This is a genomic window from Synechococcus sp. OH20 (genome assembly GCF_047502685.1).
In the GTDB taxonomy this organism is placed as follows: Bacteria; Cyanobacteriota; Cyanobacteriia; order Thermostichales; family Thermostichaceae; genus Thermostichus.
The window spans coordinates 1-21,436 of record NZ_JANSIQ010000021.1 but is presented as its reverse complement, the minus strand read 5'-3'; the positions used below and the strand labels follow the sequence as shown (position 1 = coordinate 21,436).

Below are 21,436 nucleotides of genomic sequence, written 5' to 3'. Positions count from 1 at the left end.
GGGCGAGACTGGGAAAATGGGTAGAGGAGGAAAAAGGTAGACTGAGGAGGCTGCGGCTGGAGGCTGGCCTGTGCTGTTGACCAAGGGCTTTGAGGTGGAGATGTACACCGGCACCGCCGCCGGGGAAGTGGTGGGCCTATCGGATCGCATCTGCCAGGCTTTGCCGGAGTTTGTGCGAGAACCCGATCGGCGCAACGTTGAATACATCACCCCGCCCCTTCGCCGCTACGAAGACCTGCTCTGTGCCTTGCTTCGGCCTCGCCTGCAACTGCGGCAGTTTTTGCGCCGTCTTGGCCCCTACACCTTGCTGCCGGGGAGCACGCTGGCTTTGGGCGGCAGTGACCACTTCGAGCGCTCGGATCCGGGCAACCCCTACCACGACTACATCGAGCGCACCTACGGCACGCGGGTGGTGACCGCCAGCATCCACATCAATGTCGGTCTGCCGGATACGGAAGCCATTTTCCTCGCCTGTCGCCTATTGCGGGCGGAAGCCCCTCTTTATTTGGCCCTGAGCGCTTCTTCTCCTTTTCTGGACGGCCAGGTAACGGGCTACCATTCCAGCCGTTGGCAGGTGTTTCCCAAAACGCCAGCCCAGGTGCCCTTCTTCCGGGATCACGCCCACTACATCGCCTGGATGCAGGAGCAACTGGCTCTGGGCACGATGCAGAACGTGCGCCACCTCTGGGCTTCTGTACGGCCCAACGGCCCGGAGCGGCCCTACCAGCTTAACCGGGTGGAGCTGCGCATCTGCGACCTGGTGGCAGATCCGGTGATGATCCTGGCCATCACCGCCCTAGTAGAGGCCCGCCTCTGGCAATTGCTATCTCAGCCGGAGGCGCTGGATCCCTTGGGGGGGCCTTTTACCCCAGCGGAGCTGGAGAGCCTTTGCGAGGCCAACGAGCAGGCCGCTGCTCGAGAATCGCTGCAAGCTCGGCTGATTGACTGGCGCACTGGCCGCGAACGCTTAGCCCAGGAGTGGATTGAAGAGCTGCTGACTGAAGCCTGGCGCATCGGCCAACCCCAGGGCTTGGGCTGCTTCTTGGCTCCCCTGCAAACTCTGCTCCAACAGGGCAACGAGGCCCAGCGCTGGCTGAGACAGGTCAACCAGGGATCCACACCCGCCCAGGTGTACCAACGCGCCATCCAGGAACTGGCCGAACAAGACCGAGAAAGACAAGAGACCCTCTGCCAACTGGTTGGCTAAGCCTCTGCGCAAGGGTGGACGCTGCTAACCCCCCGCGGGCTCCCCAGTTCAAACCTGACTTGGATTGGCCTAGACAGGCTCCACCACTTCCCGTAGGGCTTGCCGAGCCACACGGGTGATGTAGACGGTGGCAGCTACGGTGGCGATGAGGCCCACAAGGCGAACGGCCCACTGAACCATTTGCGCTTGGGGATCCAGGCCTTCCCTGTTGGCCAGGGATCCCGCCAGCGAGCCGATGTACACATACATAAAGGTGCCCGGCACGATCCCGACGGTGCCCAGCAGGTTATTCAGAAAAGAAACTTGGGTCAGTCCCAGAGCGTAGTTGAGCAGATTAAAGGGAAAGGCGGGCGACAGACGAATCAAGCCGACGATCTTCCATCCCTCGCGCCCCACCGCCCGATCGATGGCCGCAAACCGGGGATTGCCCTCGATCCATCTGGCCACCCGTTCCCGCGCCAAGTAGCGCCCAATGAGAAAGGCCAAATTGGCTCCAATGGTTGCCCCAATCAGCACGTACAAAGCCCCAGCCAGCACCCCAAACACAGCCCCTGCGCCCAAGGTCAGCACCGAAGCCGGCAGAAGCAGCACAGTGGCCACAATGTAGATGGCAATGAAAAGCACCGGCCCCACCGGCCCCAAGCCTTCCACCCAGCCCAGAGCCTCGGCGAACCAGTCTTGAATAACTCCAAAAAATCCCAATCGATGGGCTGCCCAAAAAACAAGAACGGCCACGCCCAAAACGCCAGCAAGCTTCAGCAGAAGCTGCTGCTTTGCGGGATTTGTTCTGGGTTGGGTGGGGTCTGCCACGGCGGTCGGGAGCGTCAAAAAGCTTTTGCTAGATAGGCTGGAGCAGCCAGGCGAGGAGATGCTTGACTTGTGTGAAGTAGCTTTCACCCAAAGGTCGTGCCGTTCCATCCCCAAAGATAGCCTTTGGCATCGCCGAACTCAATGTAAATCCTCTTCTTGGGGATCCCCAATTTGTCCTCGATGGTGCTGCAAAAAAACTCGCTCAGGGATCGGGTTTGATCGGCGGAAAACTGCCCAATACTCTTGATCTCTACATAGCAGCAGGGATCGGCGCTGCCGGCAAAGGTCATCGGGATCCCTCCTTCAAAAGCAGTCATCACGTAGGCTTCCGACTTGCCCAACTGCTTAGCCAGAGCAGCAGAGAGGAACTTGAGTAGGTCTGCCACGGCGGCAGGTTCTGGCTGCAGAGAGGTTTGCAACTTGATCAAAGGCATGAGTACTTTTTCTTCCCGACAAGCCTATTTTGGCATTGCGGGTTCGTCTTCTCTGGGATCGGCCTGTGGTAGCGTAGCGAAAGAGCTTCTCTTCACGGGGGCAAACCTCTATGGAGCCGAGCAATCTGGCCAATTCCGCGATGGGCCATCCGCAGGGCCAAACCGGGCCAGGCCCTTGTGCTGTACAAACCGAGGCCGCTCCTGCTCCTGTCGGCCCTTACAGCCAGGGCGTTGTTGCTTCGGGGCCTTTTCTGTTTGCCGCCGGCCAGGTGGGCCTGGATCCCAAAACTGGCAAGCTGGCGGGGGAAGATGTTGCCTCGCAAACTCGGCAGGCGTTGCTGAACCTGAAGGCGGTGCTGGAAGCAGGGGGCACGAGCCTGGCCAATGTGGTGAAGACCACGGTTTTTTTGGCGGATATGAAAGACTTTGCCGCCATGAACGAGGTTTATCGAGAGTTTTTTGCCGCAGACCCGGCGCCGGCCCGCTCTTGCGTGCAGGTGGCTGGCTTGCCCTTGAATGCCTTGGTGGAAATCGAGGCGGTGGCCTGCTATTCCTGACTGACCGGCTCCCAAATACAGCCTTTTCCGGCAACACCGATCTTGGCCTGACAGGGATCCCCCTCGTCAATCAATCTCGGCTGGGGCGATAAGTTTCGTCAGGTGCGGATCCTGGCAAGTCGGGCACTGGGTCGTAGCCCCCCGGATGCCAAGGGTGGCAGCGGCAGAGGCGGCGGATCCCCAGCCAACTGCCTCGGATGGCGCCGTAGCGCCGCACCGCTTCCAGGGTGTACTGGGAGCAGGTGGGGTAGTAGCGGCAGGCAGGAGGCAGCCAAGGGGAGATGCCTATCTGGTAGCCCCGAATCAGGGCAACCAAACCGCGAGTCAAGGGATCTGACCGTTCCACCATAGGCGAGCGTACAAAAAGGCCACTTCCAGGCTAACGGCTGCCCCTGAACAGGGATCCTGCACAGTTCCAGACAAGAGGTTAAGATTGAAAAAGTCAGCACCCAAATAGACATTTCGTAATATTTCTGTTCAGGGATGCTGTGGAGACAGCTTTGCTCCCTGGCAGGGTTGTGAGAGTTTCATCGGGAGTGGGCGTGAGGGTATTCGGGCAGCTACAGCCGGCGCAGCGGCGCAACTTGGGCATTCTCTTCGTGGCCGGGCTGCTCTTTTGGGCCAGTCTGTCTTCGCTGTTGCCCACACTGCCGCTCTACGTCCGGGATGTGGGCGGCACCAGCCAAGAGGTGGGCTTGGTGATGGGGGCCTTCTCGATTGGGCTGCTGGCTTTTCGCCCTTGGTTGGGGCGGCTGGCGGATGGCCATAGTCGCCGGATCGTCTTGCTCATCGGCATGGGCGCGGCGGGGATGGCGCCTTTGGGGTACTGGCTCTGGGATTGGATCCCGTGGATAGCGCTGGTGCGGGCCTTTCACGGGATCAGCATCGCCGCTTTTGCCACCGCCTACGTTACTTTGGTGGCGGATTTTGCCCCGGAAGCAAAACGCGGCGAGATCTTGGGCTACATGAGTTTGGTCAATCCCATTGGTGTAGCCATCGGCCCTGCTTTGGGCGGCTTTTTGCAGGAGCTGGTTGGTTATGGCCCTCTGTTTCTCTTTGCCGCTCTGCTGGGGTTGGTGGGCTTTCTCTGTACCCAATCGGTTCGCGAGCAGCGCCGTGGGGGTTGGGGATCCCTGCCCCCGGATGGAGCGTTTTGGGGCCTTGTGCTCAACCCCAAGGTGTGCTCTCTCGCCGGGGTCATGCTCTTGGTGGGGCTGGCCTTCGGCACCCAGACTACTTTTGTGGCCCTGTTGATCCAAGAGGTCGGAGTTCCGCTCAATCCCGGTCTTTTTTATACGGCGGTGGCCTTTGCCAGCTTCGGCGTGCGCCTGCTGGCTGGTCGCGCTTCCGATCGCTACGGGCGGGGGCCGTTTATCTCTCTGAGCTTGGCCACCTATGCTCTGGCGATGGGGATCCTGTTGGTTGCCGACAGCGTCGGGGCTTTTCTTGTCGCCGGGATCGTGGTGGGGTCGGGTTTTGGCACCTTGATCCCGCTGATCTCCGCCCTGGTAGCCGATCGCTCTGAGCCGGCGGAGCGGGGGCGTTTGTTCAGCTTGGTGATGTGTGGGTTTGACTTGGGCATTGGGCTGGCGGGGCCGATCCTGGGCACCCTGGCGCTGGGATCCGGCTATCGGGCCATGTTCGGCTATGCGGCCCTTCTGGCATTGGCTTCGCTGGGAGCTTTTCTCTGCTTCTCCAATGGACGACCGGGATCCTCCCTGTGCTTTGCCTTGGGCCTGGAACCGGATCGGTTTCGACAACCTGATCCTCTCCCTTTGGAGCAACCCCATCCGCCCACTCCCTTGTCAACGGGATCCCGTCCCGCCCTTTAGGCACCCTGATTTTCGTTCCCAAGTCCGATTTGCTCTATCCTAGGCTGGGGTTGCTGTACAAAAAAGAACTCTGGACAGAGGCTATGGGAGCACGGGGTTGGCTTGCCCTGATGGGATCCCTGCTGGTGGGCACCTTAGGGGGATGGATAGAGAGCGCTTGGGGGGTGACGGTGCGCGTGCAATTGGCCGATGCCACCGCCCCTGTGGTGGTGGGCGTTTCTCGCCCCGCCCAACTGACCAACAGCCGCCAAGAGGTGCTGGCCGAGTTGCCGCCCATGCAAGGGTTTTTGGCCCAGCCCGGCCCTCAAGGGGTGCGCCTGCAGGGGGTGGTCAGCCCGGTGTTGTTCATCGAGCCGCCAGCGGGTGGCCTGGTGGCGGTGGATGGCCGCTGGTATTCCGGCAAGGTGCTCTTGACCGGGTACAACAGGGTAATGGCCATCAACTACGTGGATCTAGAAGACTACGTGGCCGGCGTGGTGGAAGCCGAGATGGGATCCCGCTTCTTGCCCGAGGCCCTCAAGGCCCAGGCGGTGGCAGCCCGCACCTATGTTCTTCACCACCGCAATTCCCGCGGCTGGTTTGATGTGTTTAGCGACACCCGCTCCCAGGTGTATCGGGGCCTCTCGCAGCGCTCAGCCGCCGCCCTAGCAGCAACACACGCCACCCGCGGCATCGTCATGGTGTATGGGGGGCAATTTGTAAACGCCATGTACAGCGCCAGCGCCGGCAGCCAAACCGTTGGGGTGAGCGGGATCCCCTACTTGAGAAGTCTGCCGGATTTTAGCCCCTATCCCAAGTACGGGCATGGCATTGGCATGAGCCAGTGGGGCGCCCAAGAATTGGCCCGTCAGGGCTGGACTTACCACCAAATTTTGGCCTATTACTACCGAGGGGTCAGCTTGGCCCGTCTGCCGGAGTGAGATCCTCGACGTCTCGTCCCGGCCTTCTATCTTGCCCGCATCGAGTGTGCTCTAGGTACCTCTGCAACTGTTCCTCAGCCAGCTTGGCATGCTGCTCAGCCAGTTCTGGAGGAGTTAGGATCTGAACGCTGCCCATAAACCGGTTTACCCAGCGCAAAAATTCCCCGTGAGAACGGGGTGGAAGCTGGACTTGGCTACCCATATCAAAAGCATTCGTACATAGAAGAGAGACTGTAAGAAACTTTGGGAAACTTATCAGAAGGATCGGGATGTTGCCAATCTAATTGACTCGCTGGATGAGTTGTTTATTGATGAGGAATTGTACAAGGATCTCCCCTCTCACCATCAGAATCCACCGTTTTTTAATCAAGAAGATGTCCAGCTTGTTTGCTACCAATGGTTTAGGTCAGAGCCTGAGCCTCAGGTGGATCCCTATCTACTTAGGCGGAGGCCAAAGGATCCCTATGAGGCGCTACACTGACGATCGCAGTGACAGGCCTCAATCACCAGTACCCCCATCATGCCCCACGCTAGGGGGTAAAATTTGGCGCTAGCAAACCCTGCCTGCAGGGCCATCTGCCGCTGCTCTTCTCCAGATGGAAAGCGATCCAGGCTGGGATCGATGTAGGCATATTCGGATCCCAGTCCCAAGGCTTTGGCCTGGGCAACGACCTGGGTGTTCAAGTACCAGCGCTGAAAGTGTTCGAGAAAAGGGATCCCTGTAGGGCGATGAAAATCCAAAATGGCGGCACGGCACCCCGGCTTTAGCACCCGTCGGATCTCGCGCAAGGCTTGGGGAATATCGCTCACGTTGCGCAAGCCGTAGCCCATGGTAACGGCATCGAAGCTATCGTTGGGAAAAGGCAAGGTCAGAGCGTCTCCTAGAACCCACTCGATGGGATGGTTAGGGAATAGCTGCCGGGAGCGGTGCCGGGCAATGTTCAGCATGGCGGGAGAGAAATCTAGGCCCACTACACGACCCCTGCGTCCTACTCGGCGGGCCAACTGCAGGGCCAGATCGCCGGTTCCGCAGCACAGATCCAGCACGTGATCCCCTGAGCTGGCGCCCGACCAACGCACGGCCATGCGCTTCCAAACCTGATGGAGACCCAAGCTCAAGGTTTGGTTAAAGAAGTCGTAGTGGGGAGCAATGCGGTCGAAGAGCTCTCGGATTTGCTCAGGCTGTTCAAAGGTTGGACTGGGCACTGCCACCTCATGTTTCCCTGTAAAGACCTGGGGATCTAGCCCCAAGAGCGCGAACGGATCGCCGGCCTGAAGCCAAAAGAAGAGAGGGGCTAGGGCGGCACCGGGATCCCGCTGGCTCCCACTCGGTGGCGGCGGCTGGGGTAATCGGCCAAACTCAGGGACAGGGAGCGGGATCCAGCCAAGCTGGAAGCTGGGATGCGGATGATGCCCTGGAAAACTTGGCTGTTGGGGGGCAACTCCCCCGGCAAACCTTGGGCAAGAGCGTTGATCGAGCGTCCGTTGTCGTCGGTAACGTTCATGAAGCTGTAGAGAAAGCGCACCGTCTCTGACGAGTTGTTCTGCATAGCCACATTCAAGACTACTTGGCTTCCCTCGCGACGAACCGAGAGCACCTGCATGGCAACCTGGCCACTGGTGGCAACTTGCCGAGGGAGGGGAGGTGGGGTGGGCGCCGGTGACGAGGCGCGGGGAGGCGGCGGAGATGGAGTGACAGGTCGGGGGGTAGGCGTTGGAGAGGGGGCCGCCGCCAACTCAGGCGACAGGCGGGGGGTGGGCGTTGGGGTAGGTGTTGCGACTGGCGTGGGCGTTGCCGTGAAAAGAGGGGTAGGCGTTGGGGGTGGGCGAAGGTTTGCTTCCGCTGCTGCGATCACCTCAGCCTCGTTCAGCAAGGGCACGCTGCGGGGATCCCGAACTGCGCGGGAGCGAGAAGCCTGACCGGAACCGGTGACGGGAGAAGAAACCCCCGATAGGGCTCGTTGGCCGAATAGATAGCCTAGACAAGCGCTCACCACCGCCGTGAAGAGGAATGCGCTCAACCAAAACAGCACCCCCGAGAACCCGGAGGTGAACTCCTGCGGCGGTCTGGCCAGTCTACGCAAAGGCTGTTAACTCCTGCTGCAGATTCGCTTTACCTATGATACGCAAGCAATAGGGAAGCTAAGAATTCTCGACTGGGGCAGAGTTTTTGCGCTGTTGCTCATGGGCCTGCAGCGTGGCCCTGTCCAAGTTGGGCAGCCGTTCCCCCAGCCACCAACCCGGATCTTCCCAGCTCAGGGATCCCAGCCATTTGCCGGCCCGATCCGCCAAGACCAGGCCCAACAGAACCGGAGCGGTGGTGAGCCCCAACGCCAGGCTGAGCCAGAGGGGCGGAGAGTTTTGGGGGGGAGAAGATGCCGGCTTGGGACTGGTCATGGCTGAACTCGTGCTACTCAGATCCTAAATCTACTTGGTGGCATTCCATCGAACCCAGTGCTTGGGCAGAGCGCAAATCCCACCGGACGCAGGTCGGGCAGGTCAGCGGAGCAGCAAGAGATCCTGTGGAAAACCGTTTTATATTTGTCTTTCATTCTGCGATACTGCTAGGGGTGATGTTGAGAATCCCAACGCAATGGCGATGGAAAATGTAGCTGGGGATCCGCTGCGACTTCCTCAAGGGCAGATGGGCTTGGCGGGATCCCAGTTGCACCTTGCCCGTTCCGCCCCCTGTGGCCTACTGTTGAGTCTGCTCTGGGTTGCTCCTGCTCTTGCCCAGCCGGAAGCCCCTGGCTCCGCTACTTTTGCTCTGCCCAACAGCCGCGAAATCCTCACCCCCCCACCCCCCCCCACCCTATCGATTCCCCCCAACCTTGCCGACTCCGCCCCTGCCGCTGACCTGGCGGTGCAGGGAGCCTTGACGGCTGAAGAATTGGTAGTACCCCAATCCCCCTTGCAGGTGCGCATTGAGCGAAGAGAGGGCTTGTCTTTGGAACAAGCCCTGGAGCTCGCCGTGGCCCAAAACCCAACTGTGCAGCAGGCCAGGCTGGCCGTCGAGCGGGCCGAGGCCGGGGTGGCCGTCGCTCAAGCTGCCTTTGCTCCCAGCCTCTCCACTCGAGCCAGTTACCAATACAGCGAACCTCCTTCACCCGGCGGCGGGCCAAGCCGCGAAGTTCACACTTTCTCAGCCAGCGTGGTGCGGGTGGAGTACACCGCTTTTGACACTGGCCTCAGGGAGCAAAACCTGAAGCTGGCCCAAGAAGCTCTGCGCGTCGCCCAACTGCAACTGGAGCAAGCCCTGCAGACGGTCAAACAAGCTGTGGCCAACGCCTACTACGATCTGCAAAGCGCCGATGCCAGGGTTGCCATCAGACAGGCTGCTGTCGAAAGCTCGGAAGCCACCCTGCGGGATGCTCAAGCTCGAGAACGGGCCGGGCTGGGCACGCGCTTCGAGATTCTCCAAGCAGAGACGGAATTGGCCAACAACCGACAAGCCTTGCTGGCGGCCCAAAACATCCAACAACTGAATCGCCGCCGTCTGGCCGAACTGCTGAACTTTCCCAGCCCCACCGATGTGTTGGCCAGCGACCGCATCGAGCCGATGGGAGAATGGGATCTCAGCTTGGAAGAGACCATCATCGCTGCCTTCGCCCAACGACAAGAGCTGGAGCGCCAACGCCGCGAGCTGGAACAAGCCCAAAGCCGTGTGCGCCTGGCCCAAGCCCGCAATGGCCCCCAGGTCGGTTTGTTCGCCACCCTCGATGCCGTTAACGATTTCAACGCCAGCCGCAACAGTTTTGATGTTGGCTATTCGGTCGGAGCCAATTTCAGCTTGACGTGGTTCGATGGGGGAGCAGCATCTGCCCAAGCCCGCCAAGCCCAGATCGATGGACAAGTGGCCGTGAGCAATTTCGTTGGCACCCGCAATGAAATCCAGCGGGGGGTGGAAGAAGCCTTCCTGACCCTCAGCTCCAGCCGCGAGCAGATCGACTCGGCCAAAGTGGCGATTGCCTCGGCAGAAGAAAGCCTGCGCTTGGCCCGGCTGCGCTTGCAAGCGGGGGTGGGCACTCAGACAGAGGTGATCAATGCCGAAGCTGCCCTCACCACCGCCCGTGGCAACCTTTCTGATGCTGTGATCGCCTACAACCGCGCCTTGGTACAACTGCGGCGGGCCATCGGCAGCCTCTAACCCATTTCCTTGGCTTTGCTCCCTCACCCCCAGCCCCTCTCCCAGGGGGAGAGGGGAGTTAGCAGCAAAAGGGATCCTTAGAGCTTACGGGAATAGAACTCAACCACCAAAAGCTCGTTGACCGGAGCGCAAATTTGCTCGCGGGGGGGCAGTTCTTTGATGCGTCCGCGCAGCTTTTCTTTGTCAAACTCCAGGTAGTCAGGTAGAAACAGACCCGGATACTCTGCGTAGGCGGCTACCAGCTTGCGGGAAGATTCCTTGTTTCTGACCGTAATCACGTCCCCCACTTTGCAGCCATAGCTGGGAATGGTGACCTTTTGGCCGTTAACCTCTATGTGACCGTGGCTCACCAACTGTCGAGCTGCCGGGATGGTGGGAGCCATGCCCAGACGAAACACGATGCAATCCAACCGCATTTCCAGCATCTGCAACAGGGCCAAGCCGGTGGATCCCTTGGAGCGCCGTGCCTTGCGCATGTAGCGGATCATCTGCCGTTCGCTTAGCCCATAGTTGAAGCGCACCTTCTGCTTTTCTTCTAGGCGAATGGCATACTCAGACTTTTTCTTGCGCTCGGCGCCATGCATACCGGGCGGATTGTTATTTTTGGGGCGCTTGCGCGTCAAACCGGGCAGATCAAGTCCCCCGAAGCGACGAATAATTTTTAGACGGGGACCTGTGTAGCGGGACATGCGGGCAGTTCTCCGAAATCAGCAAAGGATGTCCAGGGTCGAACGTTCAGGAAGCTAGAAGAATTGGCGATCTCCTATATTAAGCGTTCACTCCCCGATCTGGGCAAGGGGGACGAAGCGGTTTTTGGGATCCCGTCTCGACCGTCTTATCCCTCTTGTCAGTCGTAATGAACCCCCAGTTGGGTGCGGATGAAGGCGCGATCTTCGCTGAGCAGGCCGTTGAGGGTGCGCCGTTCCCCCAGGATGGGATCCGGATCCAGGCCGATGGCTTCCAAGTCGGCCAGCACCATCAGCTCCACCAATTGTGGGAAGCTCACTTTGGGCTCCCACCCCAGGACTCGCTTGGCTTTGGAAGCATCCCCCAGCAGCAGATCCACCTCGGTTGGGCGGTAGTAGCGGGGGTCGATCTCGATCAACACCTGGTCTTTATACAATCCCTGTTCGGCTGGGCCGGAGCCTTTCCAGGTAATGGGCAGACCCACCAGCGCGAAGGCTCGTTCCGCGAACTCGCGCACGGTGTGGGTTTCCCCCGTAGCCAACACATAGTCGTCCGGCTGGGGTTGTTGGAGCATCATCCACATTCCCTCGACATAGTCTTTGGCGTAGCCCCAGTCTCGCTTAGCATCCAGGTTGCCCAGGTACAGTTTGCTTTGTTTACCGGCCACGATGCGGCTGACGGCGCGGGTGATCTTGCGGGTTACAAAGGTTTCCCCCCGCCGTGGGCTCTCGTGGTTGAACAAAATGCCGTTGCAGGCGAACAGATTGTAGGCTTCGCGGTAGTTGACCGTCTGCCAGTAGGCGTACACCTTGGCACAGGCATAGGGGCTGCGGGGGTAGAAGGGGGTGGTCTCCTTCTGCGGGATCTCCTGCACCAGGCCGAACATCTCCGAGGATCCCGCCTGGTAAAACTTCACCCGGATCCCGGTGCGCTGTTGGTAGTCGCGGATGGCCTCTAGAAGACGCAGCGTGCCCATGGCCACCGCGTCGACGGTGTATTCCGGCGCATCAAAACTCACCCGCACGTGGGATTGGGCCCCCAAGTTGTACACTTCCGTCGGCTGCACCTGTTCCAGGATCCGGCGCAGGGTGGTGCCGTCCGTGAGATCCCCGTAGTGGAGAAATAGCCTGGCTTGCGGGTCATGGGCATCCACGTAGATGTGGTCGATGCGGTCGGTGTTGAAAGTGCTAGCGCGGCGGATGATGCCGTGAACTTCGTAGTTTTTCTGCAGCAGCAGCTCGGCCAGATAAGAGCCATCCTGTCCAGTGATGCCGGTAATTAAGGCACGTTGGGTCATAGAGTTGGGGGCAAAGAGCGGGAAAAGTCTAGGCAGCGAAGTGGCTCAAGTCCAATAGCAAAACTCAGATCTCGAAGCAGAGACTTGAAAGCCAAGACATTATAATGCAGCAAAACTCCCTTTCCTCAGGCAGATTCCTGACCGAGGGTGTGGTCTTTTACCCGTTGCAAGGCCGCGGTCAGGGCCATGGGCCAGGGATCCGGCTGGCGCAGTTGCCGCACCCCCTGAGGTAGGCGCAGCACAGAAGCGCGGCTGGTGCGGGCGATGGCTTCTAGATCTGGCAAGGGAGCCAGCAGCACACCCCTGTGCATGATCTGGCGTAACAGCGGTTCGTAGCCGGGGGGCGGGGGCTCATCGAACCGGCCCAACAAGTCTCCCTCAGGGCTGCGAAAGATCTGCTTGCGCCCGGGAAGAGTAGCTTTGGCAAAGGAAGCCTTAGCCACCGGGATCCCGTTGATTTCCACCAATTTGTACACCCCGTTGACCCCTTCCCCGGTCACCAGGCGGGTGCCCACCCCGTAGCCGCTGATGGGAGCTTGGGAGCGATGCAGACGCTCGATCTCGTGTTCGTCGAGGTCGCCGCTGACAAACACCGGCGCTCCCTGGGGCAAAATCTGCTTTACCCGGCGAGAGAGATCTTCCAAATCTCCGGAGTCGATGCGCACCCCGCCGATTTCCCCGCGCGATCCCAGTTGATCCGGATGGGTGGCCGCAAAGAGTTGGGCTGCCGTGCGCGCCCCTTGGATGGGATCGTAGGTATCGATCAAAAGCGCGGCCTGGGGAAAGTAGCGCCGAAAGGATTGAAAGGCGCGGGTCTCGTCGCCCGAGAGAGCAGCGATGGCCATCACCAGGGAATGGGCCATGGTTCCTGCCGGCTTGCGCCCCAATTTCAGAGCCGCCAAGACGTTGGAAGTGGCGTTAAACCCTGCAGCCAGCGCCGCCCGGGCCGCCCACAGCCCCGCCTGGGGCCCAAAAGCTCGCCGCGTGCCGAACTCCAGCAAAATGGCCTCATCCCCCGCCGCATCCCGCATCCGGGCCGCCTTGGTGGCAATCAGGGTCTGGTAGTTCAAGGTGGCCAGCAGGTAGGTCTCCACCAGTTGGGCTTGCCAGAGGGGGGCTTCCACCCGCAATAGAGGCTGGTTGGCGAAAATGGCGGTTCCTTCCGGCACTGCCCACACATCTCCCTCAAACCGGCAGCGGGCCAGCAGATCCCAAAAGCGCTCCGGCGCATCGGCGAAAATGCCCGTTTCCCGCAGCGCCTGCAAAGCCTCGGGGGCAAAGCTGAGCTGCTGCAGATAGTCCACTGCCTGGGCGAGCCCCATGGCGATCAGATAGCCATAGTCGGTGGGCAGCCGCCGCACAAACAGCTCAAAGGCAGCAGGCTGAGCCTCTAACCCTTCCCCCACATAGCAGGCGGCCATGGTGAACTGGTACAGATCCGTCAGCAAACCATAGTCTTGGGGCCGCAACGACGAGAAATCAGGGCTCAACATGAAAAACCTCAGGGCAGGTGGAGGGGGACGGGAGCACGCGGCGGGTTGCCGCCAAGGTTATAGTGAAACCTACCATAAGTAAGCCTGCCTGTCAGGGATCCACAAGCAGCACCACAACCCCCGCAAGACTGGAAAAACCAGTCTTGACAAAACACCCAACCCAAACGTAGCCGAGAACATGAGCGGCCACCTGGGCAAAACTCTAGCCCCGACTTATAGTAAGATTAACCATAAGTATCCACCCGACCCCGTCAACCCTGAGCGCGCTTGTGCGAGGTCGGCCAAGTTGCAGTGGAAGAACGCCATGAATCCCATGCTAGAGGAGCTAGCTGTTGAGGCGCCGGCGAGCCTGCCGCCCCACTTTGCGCCGGAGCGGGTGGGAGAGATCTGGCGGGTGCCCTACCAACAGCGGGCAGCAGAAGCCGAGCGCTGGGCCAAGGAGCACGGGATCCCACCGGCAGAGGCCGATCGGGTGCGGGTGGGCTTGTTGCTGATCGATGTGCAGAATACCTTTTGCATTCCTGGCTTTGAGCTGTTTGTGGCCGGCTCCAGCGGTTTGGGTGCGGTGGAAGACAATCGACGGCTTTGTCAGTTTATCTATCGCAACTTGGCCCACATCACCCAGATCATCGCCACCCTCGACACCCACACAGCCATGCAGATTTTCCACCCCGTCTTTTGGGTGGACGCGCAGGGAGCCCATCCTGAACCGGCCACGGCCATTTCGGCAGCCGATATTCGCTGCGGGCGGTGGCGGGTGAACCCCGCAATGGCTGCCAACCTCACCCAAGGGGATCTGACGCGGCTGCAGGTTTATGCCCTGCACTACGCCGAGCAGTTGGAGCAAGGGGGCAAATATCCCCTCATCGTCTGGCCCTACCACTCCATGTTGGGAGGGATCGGCCATGCTCTGGTGCCGGCGGTGGAAGAGGCGATCTTCTTTCACGGCATGGCCCGCCACAGCCAGCCCAGCCTGCAGCTCAAGGGAGCCAACCCCTTGACAGAAAATTATTCCGTGCTCAGTCCGGAGGTCTTGACCGGGCCGGAAGGGGATCCCATCGACGAGAAAAACGCGTCCCTCATCTGCCACCTGTTGCAGTTTGACGCGCTGATCGTGGCCGGCCAAGCCAAAAGCCACTGTGTGGCCTGGACGGTGAACGACCTGTTGCAGGAGATCCAAGCCACGGATCCCAGCCTGGCTAAGAAAGTTTATCTTCTGGAAGATTGCACCTCAGCGGTGGTGATCCCCGGCGGGGTGGATTTCAGCGAGCAGGCGGAGGCGGCCTTCGCCCGCTTTGCCGCCGCCGGGATGCACCGGGTGCGCTCCACCGACCCCATCTGGGAGTGGCCTGAGTTTCCCAGGGATCCCGGCTGACCCCGCAGATCCAGTATGATGCGGCAGGACACTCTGCCGGAGCAGCCTGTGTACGATCGCGTCAGCGGGACGGAGTCCTTAGCTGCTTCCACCCTTTCCAGCAGCCTGCGCCCCCCCAGCGGCGCCCGCGATTTGCTGCCCCGGGAAGTACAGCGACGGGAGAGGCTGGAGGCTCAGCTCACCCAGGTTTTTCGCCGCTACGGCTACCAGCGCCTCATCACCCCCACCCTGGAGCGGCTGGAAACACTGCTGGCGGGGGGATCCATCCGCGCCGAGGCGGTGCTGCAACTGCGGGATGGCGAAGGGATGATGCTGGGGCTGCGCCCGGAGTTCACCGCTTCCCTTGTGCGGGCGGCGGCCACCCGTCTAGCCGGCGGGCCTTTGCCGCTGCGGCTCTACTACCACGGCAGCGTTTTCCGCAACAGCCGGCGGGAGGAGGGATCCTACAGCAGCCAGGAGTTTTTTCAGTCCGGGGTGGAGCTGATCGGGGCGGGCGGATGGCTGGCCGATGCCGAGATCCTGCTGCTGTTGGCCGATTGCATTCGCTCGGTCGGCATCTCCGCTTGGACGCTGCTGCTGGGCGATGTGGGCCTGACCGAAAGCCTGCTCAGCCCAGTTGCCCCCACGGCTCAAGCGGCGGTGCGCCGTGCCATTGCCCGGCTCGACTACGTTTACCTAGAATCGGCCCCTTTGCCGGAAGCCGCCCGCCAGATTGGCCTGCAAATCCTGGGGCTGCGGGGCCAGCCCGCTCAGGTTCTTTCTAACCTGGCGCGGCTGCCAGTGCCGCCTGAGCGGCTGCGGGATCTGCGGCAGCTCTGCCAGGTGCTCCAGGATCATGGAGTGCAGGTGGTGCTGGATCTGAGCCTGCTGCAAACCCTGGCTTACTACACCGGCATCGTTTTTCAGGCGGTGGCCGCCGGGGAGGTCATCGCCTTGGGAGGACGTTACGACCGGCTGCATGCCCTCTACAGCCCTCAGCAAGTGGAACAGCCGGGGATCGGCTTTACCCTGCTGCCGGATACGCTGCTGCGGCTCTTGCCCCCTGATCCCCAAACCGAGGCGATGGTCTGCAAGCGGTTGGTGGTGCCCCTGGTGCCGGCGGGGATCCCGGCGGCGCTGGCTTTGGCCGCCCGCTGGCGAGCATCAGAAGCAGTAGAGCTGGAATTGCTGGATCGGGACCCCGAAGAGATCGAAGCCTACGCCCGCCGGTGTCGGATCTCGGAGATCGCCTGGGTACAGGCCGACGGCAGCTATCACATCACCCACCCGGCCTAATCCTGGCAAGGTTGACCTCCCAACAGAGGCGCGGCTGCACCAGTTGTAAAAGTTGTTGGCGAATGCGCTCCAACTGCTGGATTGCCTGACGGGATCCCTGCGCCCACTCGCGATAGGGGGCTGTAGGCCTGAAATGCTGTTGCAAATAGTCGATCAGCCACAGTTGCGCCGGCAGCTCCAAACCGGCCACCGCTCTGCCCAGTTCCAACGCCTGCTGAAGAGAAAAGTGCCAGGGCCAACGTTTGAGTTCCTCCAGTAGCGATGGCGGAATCTCCCGCAGGTGCTGCTGGGCCAGCAACGCCAGGCCGGGGCTGCCCTGGGCCAAGGCGATCAGCTCGGATCGGGGGATCCCTGCCAGATCTGGACAACCCAACCCACCCAACACCCGCTCCACCTCTTCTGGGCTGAGGCGGCGAAACGGCACCATCTGGCAGCGGGACAGCAGGGTTGGCAACAGGGAGGCCGCCTGGGAGGCGATGAGAATGATGTGAGCCGGGCCCGGCTCCTCCAGGGTTTTCAACAAGGCATTGGCAGCGCTTTCTGCCAAGGTTTCTGCTCCCTCCAGCACCACCACCGAGCGCCGTTCGCGTAAGCAGGACGGAGTCCTCGCAGGAATCGGCCTACGGGAACAAAAGCGAGCTATTCCCTGCACCTGCTCCAGGCGAATTTGGGGTGGCGAGCGCCGCTGCAAAGTTTGCGCCTCCGGGGATTCTGCCGGGATCAGACGGCCCTGGTGCAGGTAGGTGGGGCTGACCCAATGGAGGTCGGGATGGTTGCCCGCCAGCAGCCAACGGCAGCTTGAGCACTTGCCGCAAGGGATCCCAAAGCTGGCTTCGCACAGGAGTGCCTGGGCAAACCACCGGGCCATCAGCCCCCGACCCACCCCCTGGGGGCCCAAGAAACAGTAGCTGGAAGTCACCCGCCCCTTCTCCAGCGCCGCCACCAGCAGCCGCGCTGCCATCTCCTGGCCAACAATGCGCTGCGGGGGCAAGACCTTCACCGGGTCAGGGGTCTCGGCGGCTGCAACTCCAAACATCATCTCAGCAGGAGAGGATGAGGTTATCGGTTGGCGGGAGCCGACAGGAAGTGCTTGCGGAAATACTGCAGCGTCTCCGGTCGCAACAACCCCCGCTCCACCAAGGAATCCCCCCAGTGTGGGGAAGCTTCATCCATTGGCGGCAAGAACTCCAGCACCTCAGCAGCCAACAAGTCGGCAGCCTTGAGGAACTCTCCCAGCGTGTGGCACCCCGACAGCCGGGCCGAATATCCCCCATCGGCAAAGAATTTGATCGTGGTCGCCTTCAGGCCCGCACACTCGCCGATAACTGTCGTCAGCTTGCCCCCCGCCTGTTGCCAACGGCTGAGGATGTGTTCGATCTGGGGCCGATCCAGCAGGCCCGCCTCCTGCAAGTTTTGGAACAGATGCCTGGCCCACGGGGTAAGCTCCGCCAACAAGGGATCCGTCGGCGGGTCTTCAGGATTGGCGGGAAGCTCCCCGGCGTTGAGCCCGGGCTCCTCCGTCCCCCTGGCAGGCCCAGACGAATGCGCCGGCCCCTCTTTGGCGGTTGGGAGGTTGGCTGCTCTCAACTGGGCTTGGGCGGCCTCGGCGATCAGCTTCTGCTGTTCGTAACTCACCTGCAGCAGACGGTTGCGGTTCTGCTCAACTTTGAGGTTCTCTTGTAAAGTCTCCAAGCTCTGTCGGTAGGCCGCCAGCAGCTCCCGCGCGTCTCGCAGCTCCACCGTCAAGTTGGCCTGCTGCTGTTGGAGGGCGCTGAGGCGGGATCCCATGCTTTTGAGTTGCTGCTGAGCCTGTTCCAGGGCTTCCTGGCGGGCTTGCAGGGATCCCTCCAGTTGGACAATGCGCTGCTCGGCCTCAGCCTGTTCTGCCCTGAGCTGCTGGATCAAAGCTTCGCTCTGCTGCCGTTGCTCCTCCAGTTGGGCAATGTGCGCTTCGTAGTCACGGTTGGCTGCCATCAACCGCGCCACTTCCGCTTGCAGTTGTTGTTGCTGCGCCTGCAAGCTCTCCACCTGCTCTGGGGGAACGTAGCCGGAAAGCCGCGCCATTTGGGTTTCGTGCTCTTGCTGTAGCTGAGCGTAGCGCTCTTGCCACCTCTGCACAGCGGCTCTCAGCTCCGCAATCGGTTGCTCTGGGGTGGCAACCTGCTCGGGCCGGGAAGCGTCCAGATGCGGGGATAGGGCAGCCTCTGACTCTGCAACTTGCCGGGCCAGTTGGGCCTGCAACTGATCCCGCTCCGACCGGAGCTGCTGGATCTGATGAAGTGCGGCCTCCAATTGGGCGCGTAGGTCGGCCACAACACTGCCGGGCACCGAGTCCAACTGGCGTTTCTGCAGAATTTGGATCTGCTCTTGCAACTGCTCCAATTCGGATTGATAGCAGTCTCGCTGGGTTTGCAACTGCCGCTGGGCTTTTTGCTCCGCAGCGCGGACAAGGGCCAACTCCGTTTCCAGCCGTTGCAGTTGTTCCCGCCAAACTCGCAAATCCTGCTGTAACGTGGCCTGATGCTGGAGCTCCACTTGTTGGAGGCGGATGGTGGCTTCCAGTTTTTGAATGCGCTGTTGATACTGGCTTTGAAAATCGGCAATCTGCTGATTCATGTTGGCCAGGATCCGATCCCATTCCTGTTCCTGGAGCTCGATTTGCAGCTGCAAGGCTTCCACTTGCTTGCAGTAGTCGGCCAAGGTGGCCGGTTGAGGCTCATCAGCAAGATCTAGGGCTGCCGTGGCTGTTGTTCTGGAGACGGGAACTTCCCCAACTTCAGAGTCAAGCCCGGGTGGCCGAATCCTGGCCTCTTCCGGTACGGGCAGAGCCGGCTCCACCCCCCAGAGAGGATCCCCGGCTGCAGAGCTTTGGGGGGTTGGCTGGGGATCCCTGGCCAAAAAAGGCTGCAGCGCCTCCCACGCATTGGAGGAAGCCATCTGTTGCAGTTGCACCTGCACATCCAAGGCGCGATCCAAAATGGCCGGCTGTACCCAACCTTTCCAGGTGAGAATCTCCCCCAGTTTCCGCCCGTAACGACGCTGTTGGGCCAGAGCAACCCGCAACTGCTCGAAATCCAAATGGCCCAGCGCCACCAAAATCTCCCCCAGAGAAAGGGACTGGCTGGGCAAAAAGCGGTAGAGATCGGGCAGGGTGAGCCAGCCGTGCTCGAGGCACACTTCTCCCAACTTGAGGTGGTTTTGCTGCTGCTCCCGCAGGGCCTGGGCCAACTGGGATTGGGAAATGAGCCCTGCCCGCAGCAAACGCTGCCCCAGCGGCAAGCTCGACTCAGCCTCACCATCAGCAGCACCCCGCCCCTCCAGAAAGGGGAATGGGGTAGAGCCACTCTGGGAAGAAGAGCGCCGAGGCATCAAGAAGGCTCCCAGTTCAAGACTGTGTCGCTGCTGCACTTCAGCTTATTGCCCCCAGGATAAAGCACCAAGGGAGGGCAGCGCCACTCTGGCTTTACCCTGTGGGATCCAGTCGCATTAAAACTTGGCCAAATTCGACCGGCTGGCCGTTGCTCACCAAAATCTCCCTCACCACGCCTGCTGTTTCGGCCTCTATCTCGTTCATCAGCTTCATGGCTTCGATGATGCAGAGAGTTTGACCCTTGTTCACCCGTTGGCCAACCTGGACGAAATCCGTTTCTCCGGGGGCAGGGGCGCTGTAGAAGGTGCCCACCATCGGCGCCGTCACCTCTACCCAGTGGCTGGGGGCAGGCTTGGGAGCGCTCTCAGGAGGAGGAGCTTCTGCAGGGGGAGCAGGGGAGGGGGCCAGCGGCGGAGCGGCAGGAGGAGGAGCTTTGGCGCTCCCTTTGCGCAAGGTGAGGCGAAAATCTTTGTACTCCAGGGTTAGTTCGGCTACATCGCTCTCTTGCAGAGCGGCCAGGAGAAGACGAATTTCCTGCCAATTGACAACATCCAAGGGAAGGCTCACTCCTGATGCATCACCTGTCCACAACGGAAATCCCTAAGCTGGGGGAAGAAGCTACTCGCGGCCCAGATAGGTGTCGGTGCGGGTATCGACCCGGATCCGTTCCCCTACCTTGATGAACAAAGGCACCTGGATCTCGGCACCGGTCTCCAGCTTGGCCGGCTTGGTTCCCCCGGTTGCGGTATCTCCCTTCACCCCTGGATCGGTTTCCACCACCTCCAGAACCACGGTGTTGGGCAACTCCACATCGATCACCTGCCCATTCCAGCGCAGGATTGACACTTGCATGTTTTCTTTCAGGTATTTCACGGCGGAGCCAATTTGGGTGGCAGTAATGGGGGCCTGCTCATAGGTCTCCATGTCCATGAACACCAGGTTGTCCCCCTCTGCGTAGAGATATTGCATCTCGACTTTTTCGATGGTGGCCGCCGGCAGGGTTTCCCCGGCGCGGAAGGTTTTCTCCACAACGTTGCCGGTCTGCATGTTTTTGAGTTTGGTGCGCACAAAGGCCGCTCCCTTGCCGGGTTTCACATGCAGAAACTCAATCACCTTGTAGGGAGCTCCGTCAATTTCTACAGAGACGCCAGGGCGCAAATCGTTGCTTGAGATCATGTCGGCAGAGGGATCCGTTGCTCAGACTTCCCAATCTTACCGTGATCAGGGGGCACTCGGATTCAGCACCTGGGGATCGATGGGGGGGCGACGACCATAGATGGGCAGCACCTCCTGCCACTGAGGGCGCAGCCCGGCCCGGAAATCGGCGCGGGCCAATTCTGCCAACGCCACCACCGGCACAGGATCCACAAAATCGGCGGCATCCACAGATAAAGCCTGCGGCCACGCTCGGAGAGTCGCCTGCCAAGCCGCTTCCGCCCAGAGCTGAGCGGCCACTGCCACAGCCAGATGTTCGGCCCCCACCCAGTACACGCCGCCATACCACTCTCCCCGTTTGGCGTCCATCTGCACCGCCACCGTCAAGGGCTGTGCCGGGGATCCCTGCTGGATCCACGCATGACGGGCCAGGACGGCCAAAGCCGAGTAGCCAAACACTGGGATGTGCAACTGCTGACCCAGCAGGCGCGCCACGCTCACCCCCAAACGGCTGCCCGTAAAGCTGCCCGGCCCCAAAGCGACCGCGATCCCGGACACCTGCGACCAGTCCTGCCCGGCCAAGAACTCCTTCAGGCAAGGGTGTAACTGCGCTGCCATCTCCCGATCCAGCCACCGGCTCAGAATGCGGGTTTCTCCCAGCTCCGGCTCCAACGGCAGCAGGGCCAAGCCCAAAACCGGCGTGGTGGTGTGGATCCCTAAAATCCAGCGGGGAAGAGACATGGCCTCTCTCAGGATCAATGAGCCAATTGACAGAACTTAACGGATGTTTTAAGGTTGTGTTGTCAATCTTCGCGCTTCCTCAGGGAAGTTTGCCATCATGACTACTGTTATCCAACGTCGCTCAACCAGCAACGTG

The 21,436-nt window shown here is 60.9% G+C and carries 21 protein-coding genes; 7 read left to right on the top strand and 14 right to left on the bottom strand.

Translation table 11 applies throughout. From position 1 onward, the window contains the following. Positions 1-70 precede the first annotated feature (70 nt). Positions 71-1,207: a glutamate--cysteine ligase gene (gshA, locus tag NW826_RS04715; RefSeq protein WP_414509564.1), complete on the top strand. Its 1,137-nt coding sequence runs from the start codon at positions 71-73 to the stop codon at positions 1,205-1,207. 69 nt (positions 1,208-1,276) lie between these two features. Here gshA and NW826_RS04710 read toward each other — a convergent pair whose 3' ends face one another. Next, a complete protein-coding gene (locus NW826_RS04710) occupies positions 1,277-1,942 on the bottom strand; it encodes a TVP38/TMEM64 family protein (RefSeq protein WP_414509563.1) in 666 nt (221 codons plus the stop codon). A gap of 158 nt (positions 1,943-2,100) precedes the next feature. Next, positions 2,101-2,451, bottom strand: a complete 351-nt coding sequence (locus NW826_RS04705) for a phenylpyruvate tautomerase MIF-related protein (RefSeq protein ID WP_414361033.1) — start codon at positions 2,449-2,451, stop codon at positions 2,101-2,103. Between the two features lie 140 nt (positions 2,452-2,591). Between NW826_RS04705 and NW826_RS04700 the strand changes: the two genes are divergently transcribed. Next, complete coding sequence (locus NW826_RS04700; RefSeq protein ID WP_414334105.1) at positions 2,592-3,008, top strand: RidA family protein; 417 nt, start codon at positions 2,592-2,594, stop codon at positions 3,006-3,008. A 70-nt stretch (positions 3,009-3,078) separates the two neighbouring features. Here NW826_RS04700 and yidD read toward each other — a convergent pair whose 3' ends face one another. Beyond that, complete coding sequence (gene yidD / locus NW826_RS04695) at positions 3,079-3,357, bottom strand: membrane protein insertion efficiency factor YidD (RefSeq protein WP_414334091.1); 279 nt, start codon at positions 3,355-3,357, stop codon at positions 3,079-3,081. Positions 3,358-3,550: 193 nt separating this feature from the next. On the opposite strand from yidD, the gene NW826_RS04690 reads away from it, so the two are divergent. Then, positions 3,551-4,840, top strand: coding sequence for an MFS transporter (locus tag NW826_RS04690; protein ID WP_414509562.1), 1,290 nt, complete (start codon positions 3,551-3,553; stop codon positions 4,838-4,840). 50 nt (positions 4,841-4,890) lie between these two features. Continuing rightward, positions 4,891-5,760: a SpoIID/LytB domain-containing protein gene (locus NW826_RS04685; RefSeq protein WP_414334095.1), complete on the top strand. Its 870-nt coding sequence runs from the start codon at positions 4,891-4,893 to the stop codon at positions 5,758-5,760. A 462-nt stretch (positions 5,761-6,222) separates the two neighbouring features. On the opposite strand, the gene ubiE is transcribed toward NW826_RS04685, so the two are convergent. The 3 genes from ubiE to NW826_RS04670 form a co-directional block, all read right to left on the bottom strand. Then, complete coding sequence (gene ubiE / locus NW826_RS04680; RefSeq protein ID WP_414509634.1) at positions 6,223-6,966, bottom strand: bifunctional demethylmenaquinone methyltransferase/2-methoxy-6-polyprenyl-1,4-benzoquinol methylase UbiE; 744 nt, start codon at positions 6,964-6,966, stop codon at positions 6,223-6,225. An 89-nt stretch (positions 6,967-7,055) separates the two neighbouring features. Next, positions 7,056-7,781, bottom strand: coding sequence for a hypothetical protein (locus tag NW826_RS04675; protein WP_414334099.1), 726 nt, complete (start codon positions 7,779-7,781; stop codon positions 7,056-7,058). 121 nt (positions 7,782-7,902) lie between these two features. Continuing rightward, positions 7,903-8,157 (bottom strand): hypothetical protein, encoded by a 255-nt coding sequence (locus NW826_RS04670; RefSeq protein ID WP_414334100.1) that lies wholly within the window; start codon positions 8,155-8,157, stop codon positions 7,903-7,905. A gap of 202 nt (positions 8,158-8,359) precedes the next feature. Here NW826_RS04670 and NW826_RS04665 point away from each other — a divergent pair, with 202 nt between their 5' ends. After that, a complete protein-coding gene (locus NW826_RS04665) occupies positions 8,360-9,907 on the top strand; it encodes a TolC family protein (RefSeq protein WP_414341788.1) in 1,548 nt (515 codons plus the stop codon). Between the two features lie 77 nt (positions 9,908-9,984). On the opposite strand, the gene rpsD is transcribed toward NW826_RS04665, so the two are convergent. The 3 genes from rpsD to NW826_RS04650 form a co-directional block, all read right to left on the bottom strand. Then, positions 9,985-10,596, bottom strand: a complete 612-nt coding sequence (gene rpsD, locus NW826_RS04660; protein ID WP_414335255.1) for a 30S ribosomal protein S4 — start codon at positions 10,594-10,596, stop codon at positions 9,985-9,987. Between the two features lie 158 nt (positions 10,597-10,754). Continuing rightward, positions 10,755-11,891: a GDP-mannose 4,6-dehydratase gene (gene gmd, locus NW826_RS04655; protein ID WP_414335254.1), complete on the bottom strand. Its 1,137-nt coding sequence runs from the start codon at positions 11,889-11,891 to the stop codon at positions 10,755-10,757. Between the two features lie 125 nt (positions 11,892-12,016). Beyond that, positions 12,017-13,384: a nicotinate phosphoribosyltransferase gene (locus NW826_RS04650; protein ID WP_414335252.1), complete on the bottom strand. Its 1,368-nt coding sequence runs from the start codon at positions 13,382-13,384 to the stop codon at positions 12,017-12,019. 304 nt (positions 13,385-13,688) lie between these two features. Between NW826_RS04650 and NW826_RS04645 the strand changes: the two genes are divergently transcribed. Both NW826_RS04645 and NW826_RS04640 read left to right on the top strand, forming a co-directional pair. Next, entirely contained in the window at positions 13,689-14,759 is a 1,071-nt protein-coding gene (locus NW826_RS04645) for an isochorismatase (protein ID WP_414509561.1), read from the top strand. 15 nt (positions 14,760-14,774) lie between these two features. Beyond that, a complete protein-coding gene (locus NW826_RS04640) occupies positions 14,775-16,034 on the top strand; it encodes an ATP phosphoribosyltransferase regulatory subunit (RefSeq protein ID WP_414509560.1) in 1,260 nt (419 codons plus the stop codon). Here NW826_RS04640 and NW826_RS04635 read toward each other — a convergent pair. The 5 genes from NW826_RS04635 to tsaB form a co-directional block, all read right to left on the bottom strand. Continuing rightward, entirely contained in the window at positions 16,018-17,073 is a 1,056-nt protein-coding gene (locus NW826_RS04635) for a DNA polymerase III subunit delta' (protein WP_414509559.1), read from the bottom strand. The genes NW826_RS04640 and NW826_RS04635 overlap by 17 nt on opposite strands. 20 nt (positions 17,074-17,093) lie before the next feature. Further along, positions 17,094-19,403 (bottom strand): hypothetical protein, encoded by a 2,310-nt coding sequence (locus NW826_RS04630; RefSeq protein WP_414509558.1) that lies wholly within the window; start codon positions 19,401-19,403, stop codon positions 17,094-17,096. Between the two features lie 94 nt (positions 19,404-19,497). Beyond that, positions 19,498-19,959, bottom strand: coding sequence for an acetyl-CoA carboxylase biotin carboxyl carrier protein (gene accB / locus NW826_RS04625; protein ID WP_414509557.1), 462 nt, complete (start codon positions 19,957-19,959; stop codon positions 19,498-19,500). A gap of 63 nt (positions 19,960-20,022) precedes the next feature. Then, the gene (gene efp, locus NW826_RS04620; RefSeq protein WP_414509556.1) at positions 20,023-20,580 is read right to left on the bottom strand and encodes an elongation factor P; all 558 of its coding nucleotides are present in this window, start codon (positions 20,578-20,580) and stop codon (positions 20,023-20,025) included. A 45-nt stretch (positions 20,581-20,625) separates the two neighbouring features. Beyond that, on the bottom strand, positions 20,626-21,300 hold the full coding sequence (tsaB, locus tag NW826_RS04615) for a tRNA (adenosine(37)-N6)-threonylcarbamoyltransferase complex dimerization subunit type 1 TsaB (RefSeq protein ID WP_414509555.1): 675 nt from the start codon (positions 21,298-21,300) through the stop codon (positions 20,626-20,628). Between the last annotated feature and the right edge of the window lie 136 nt (positions 21,301-21,436).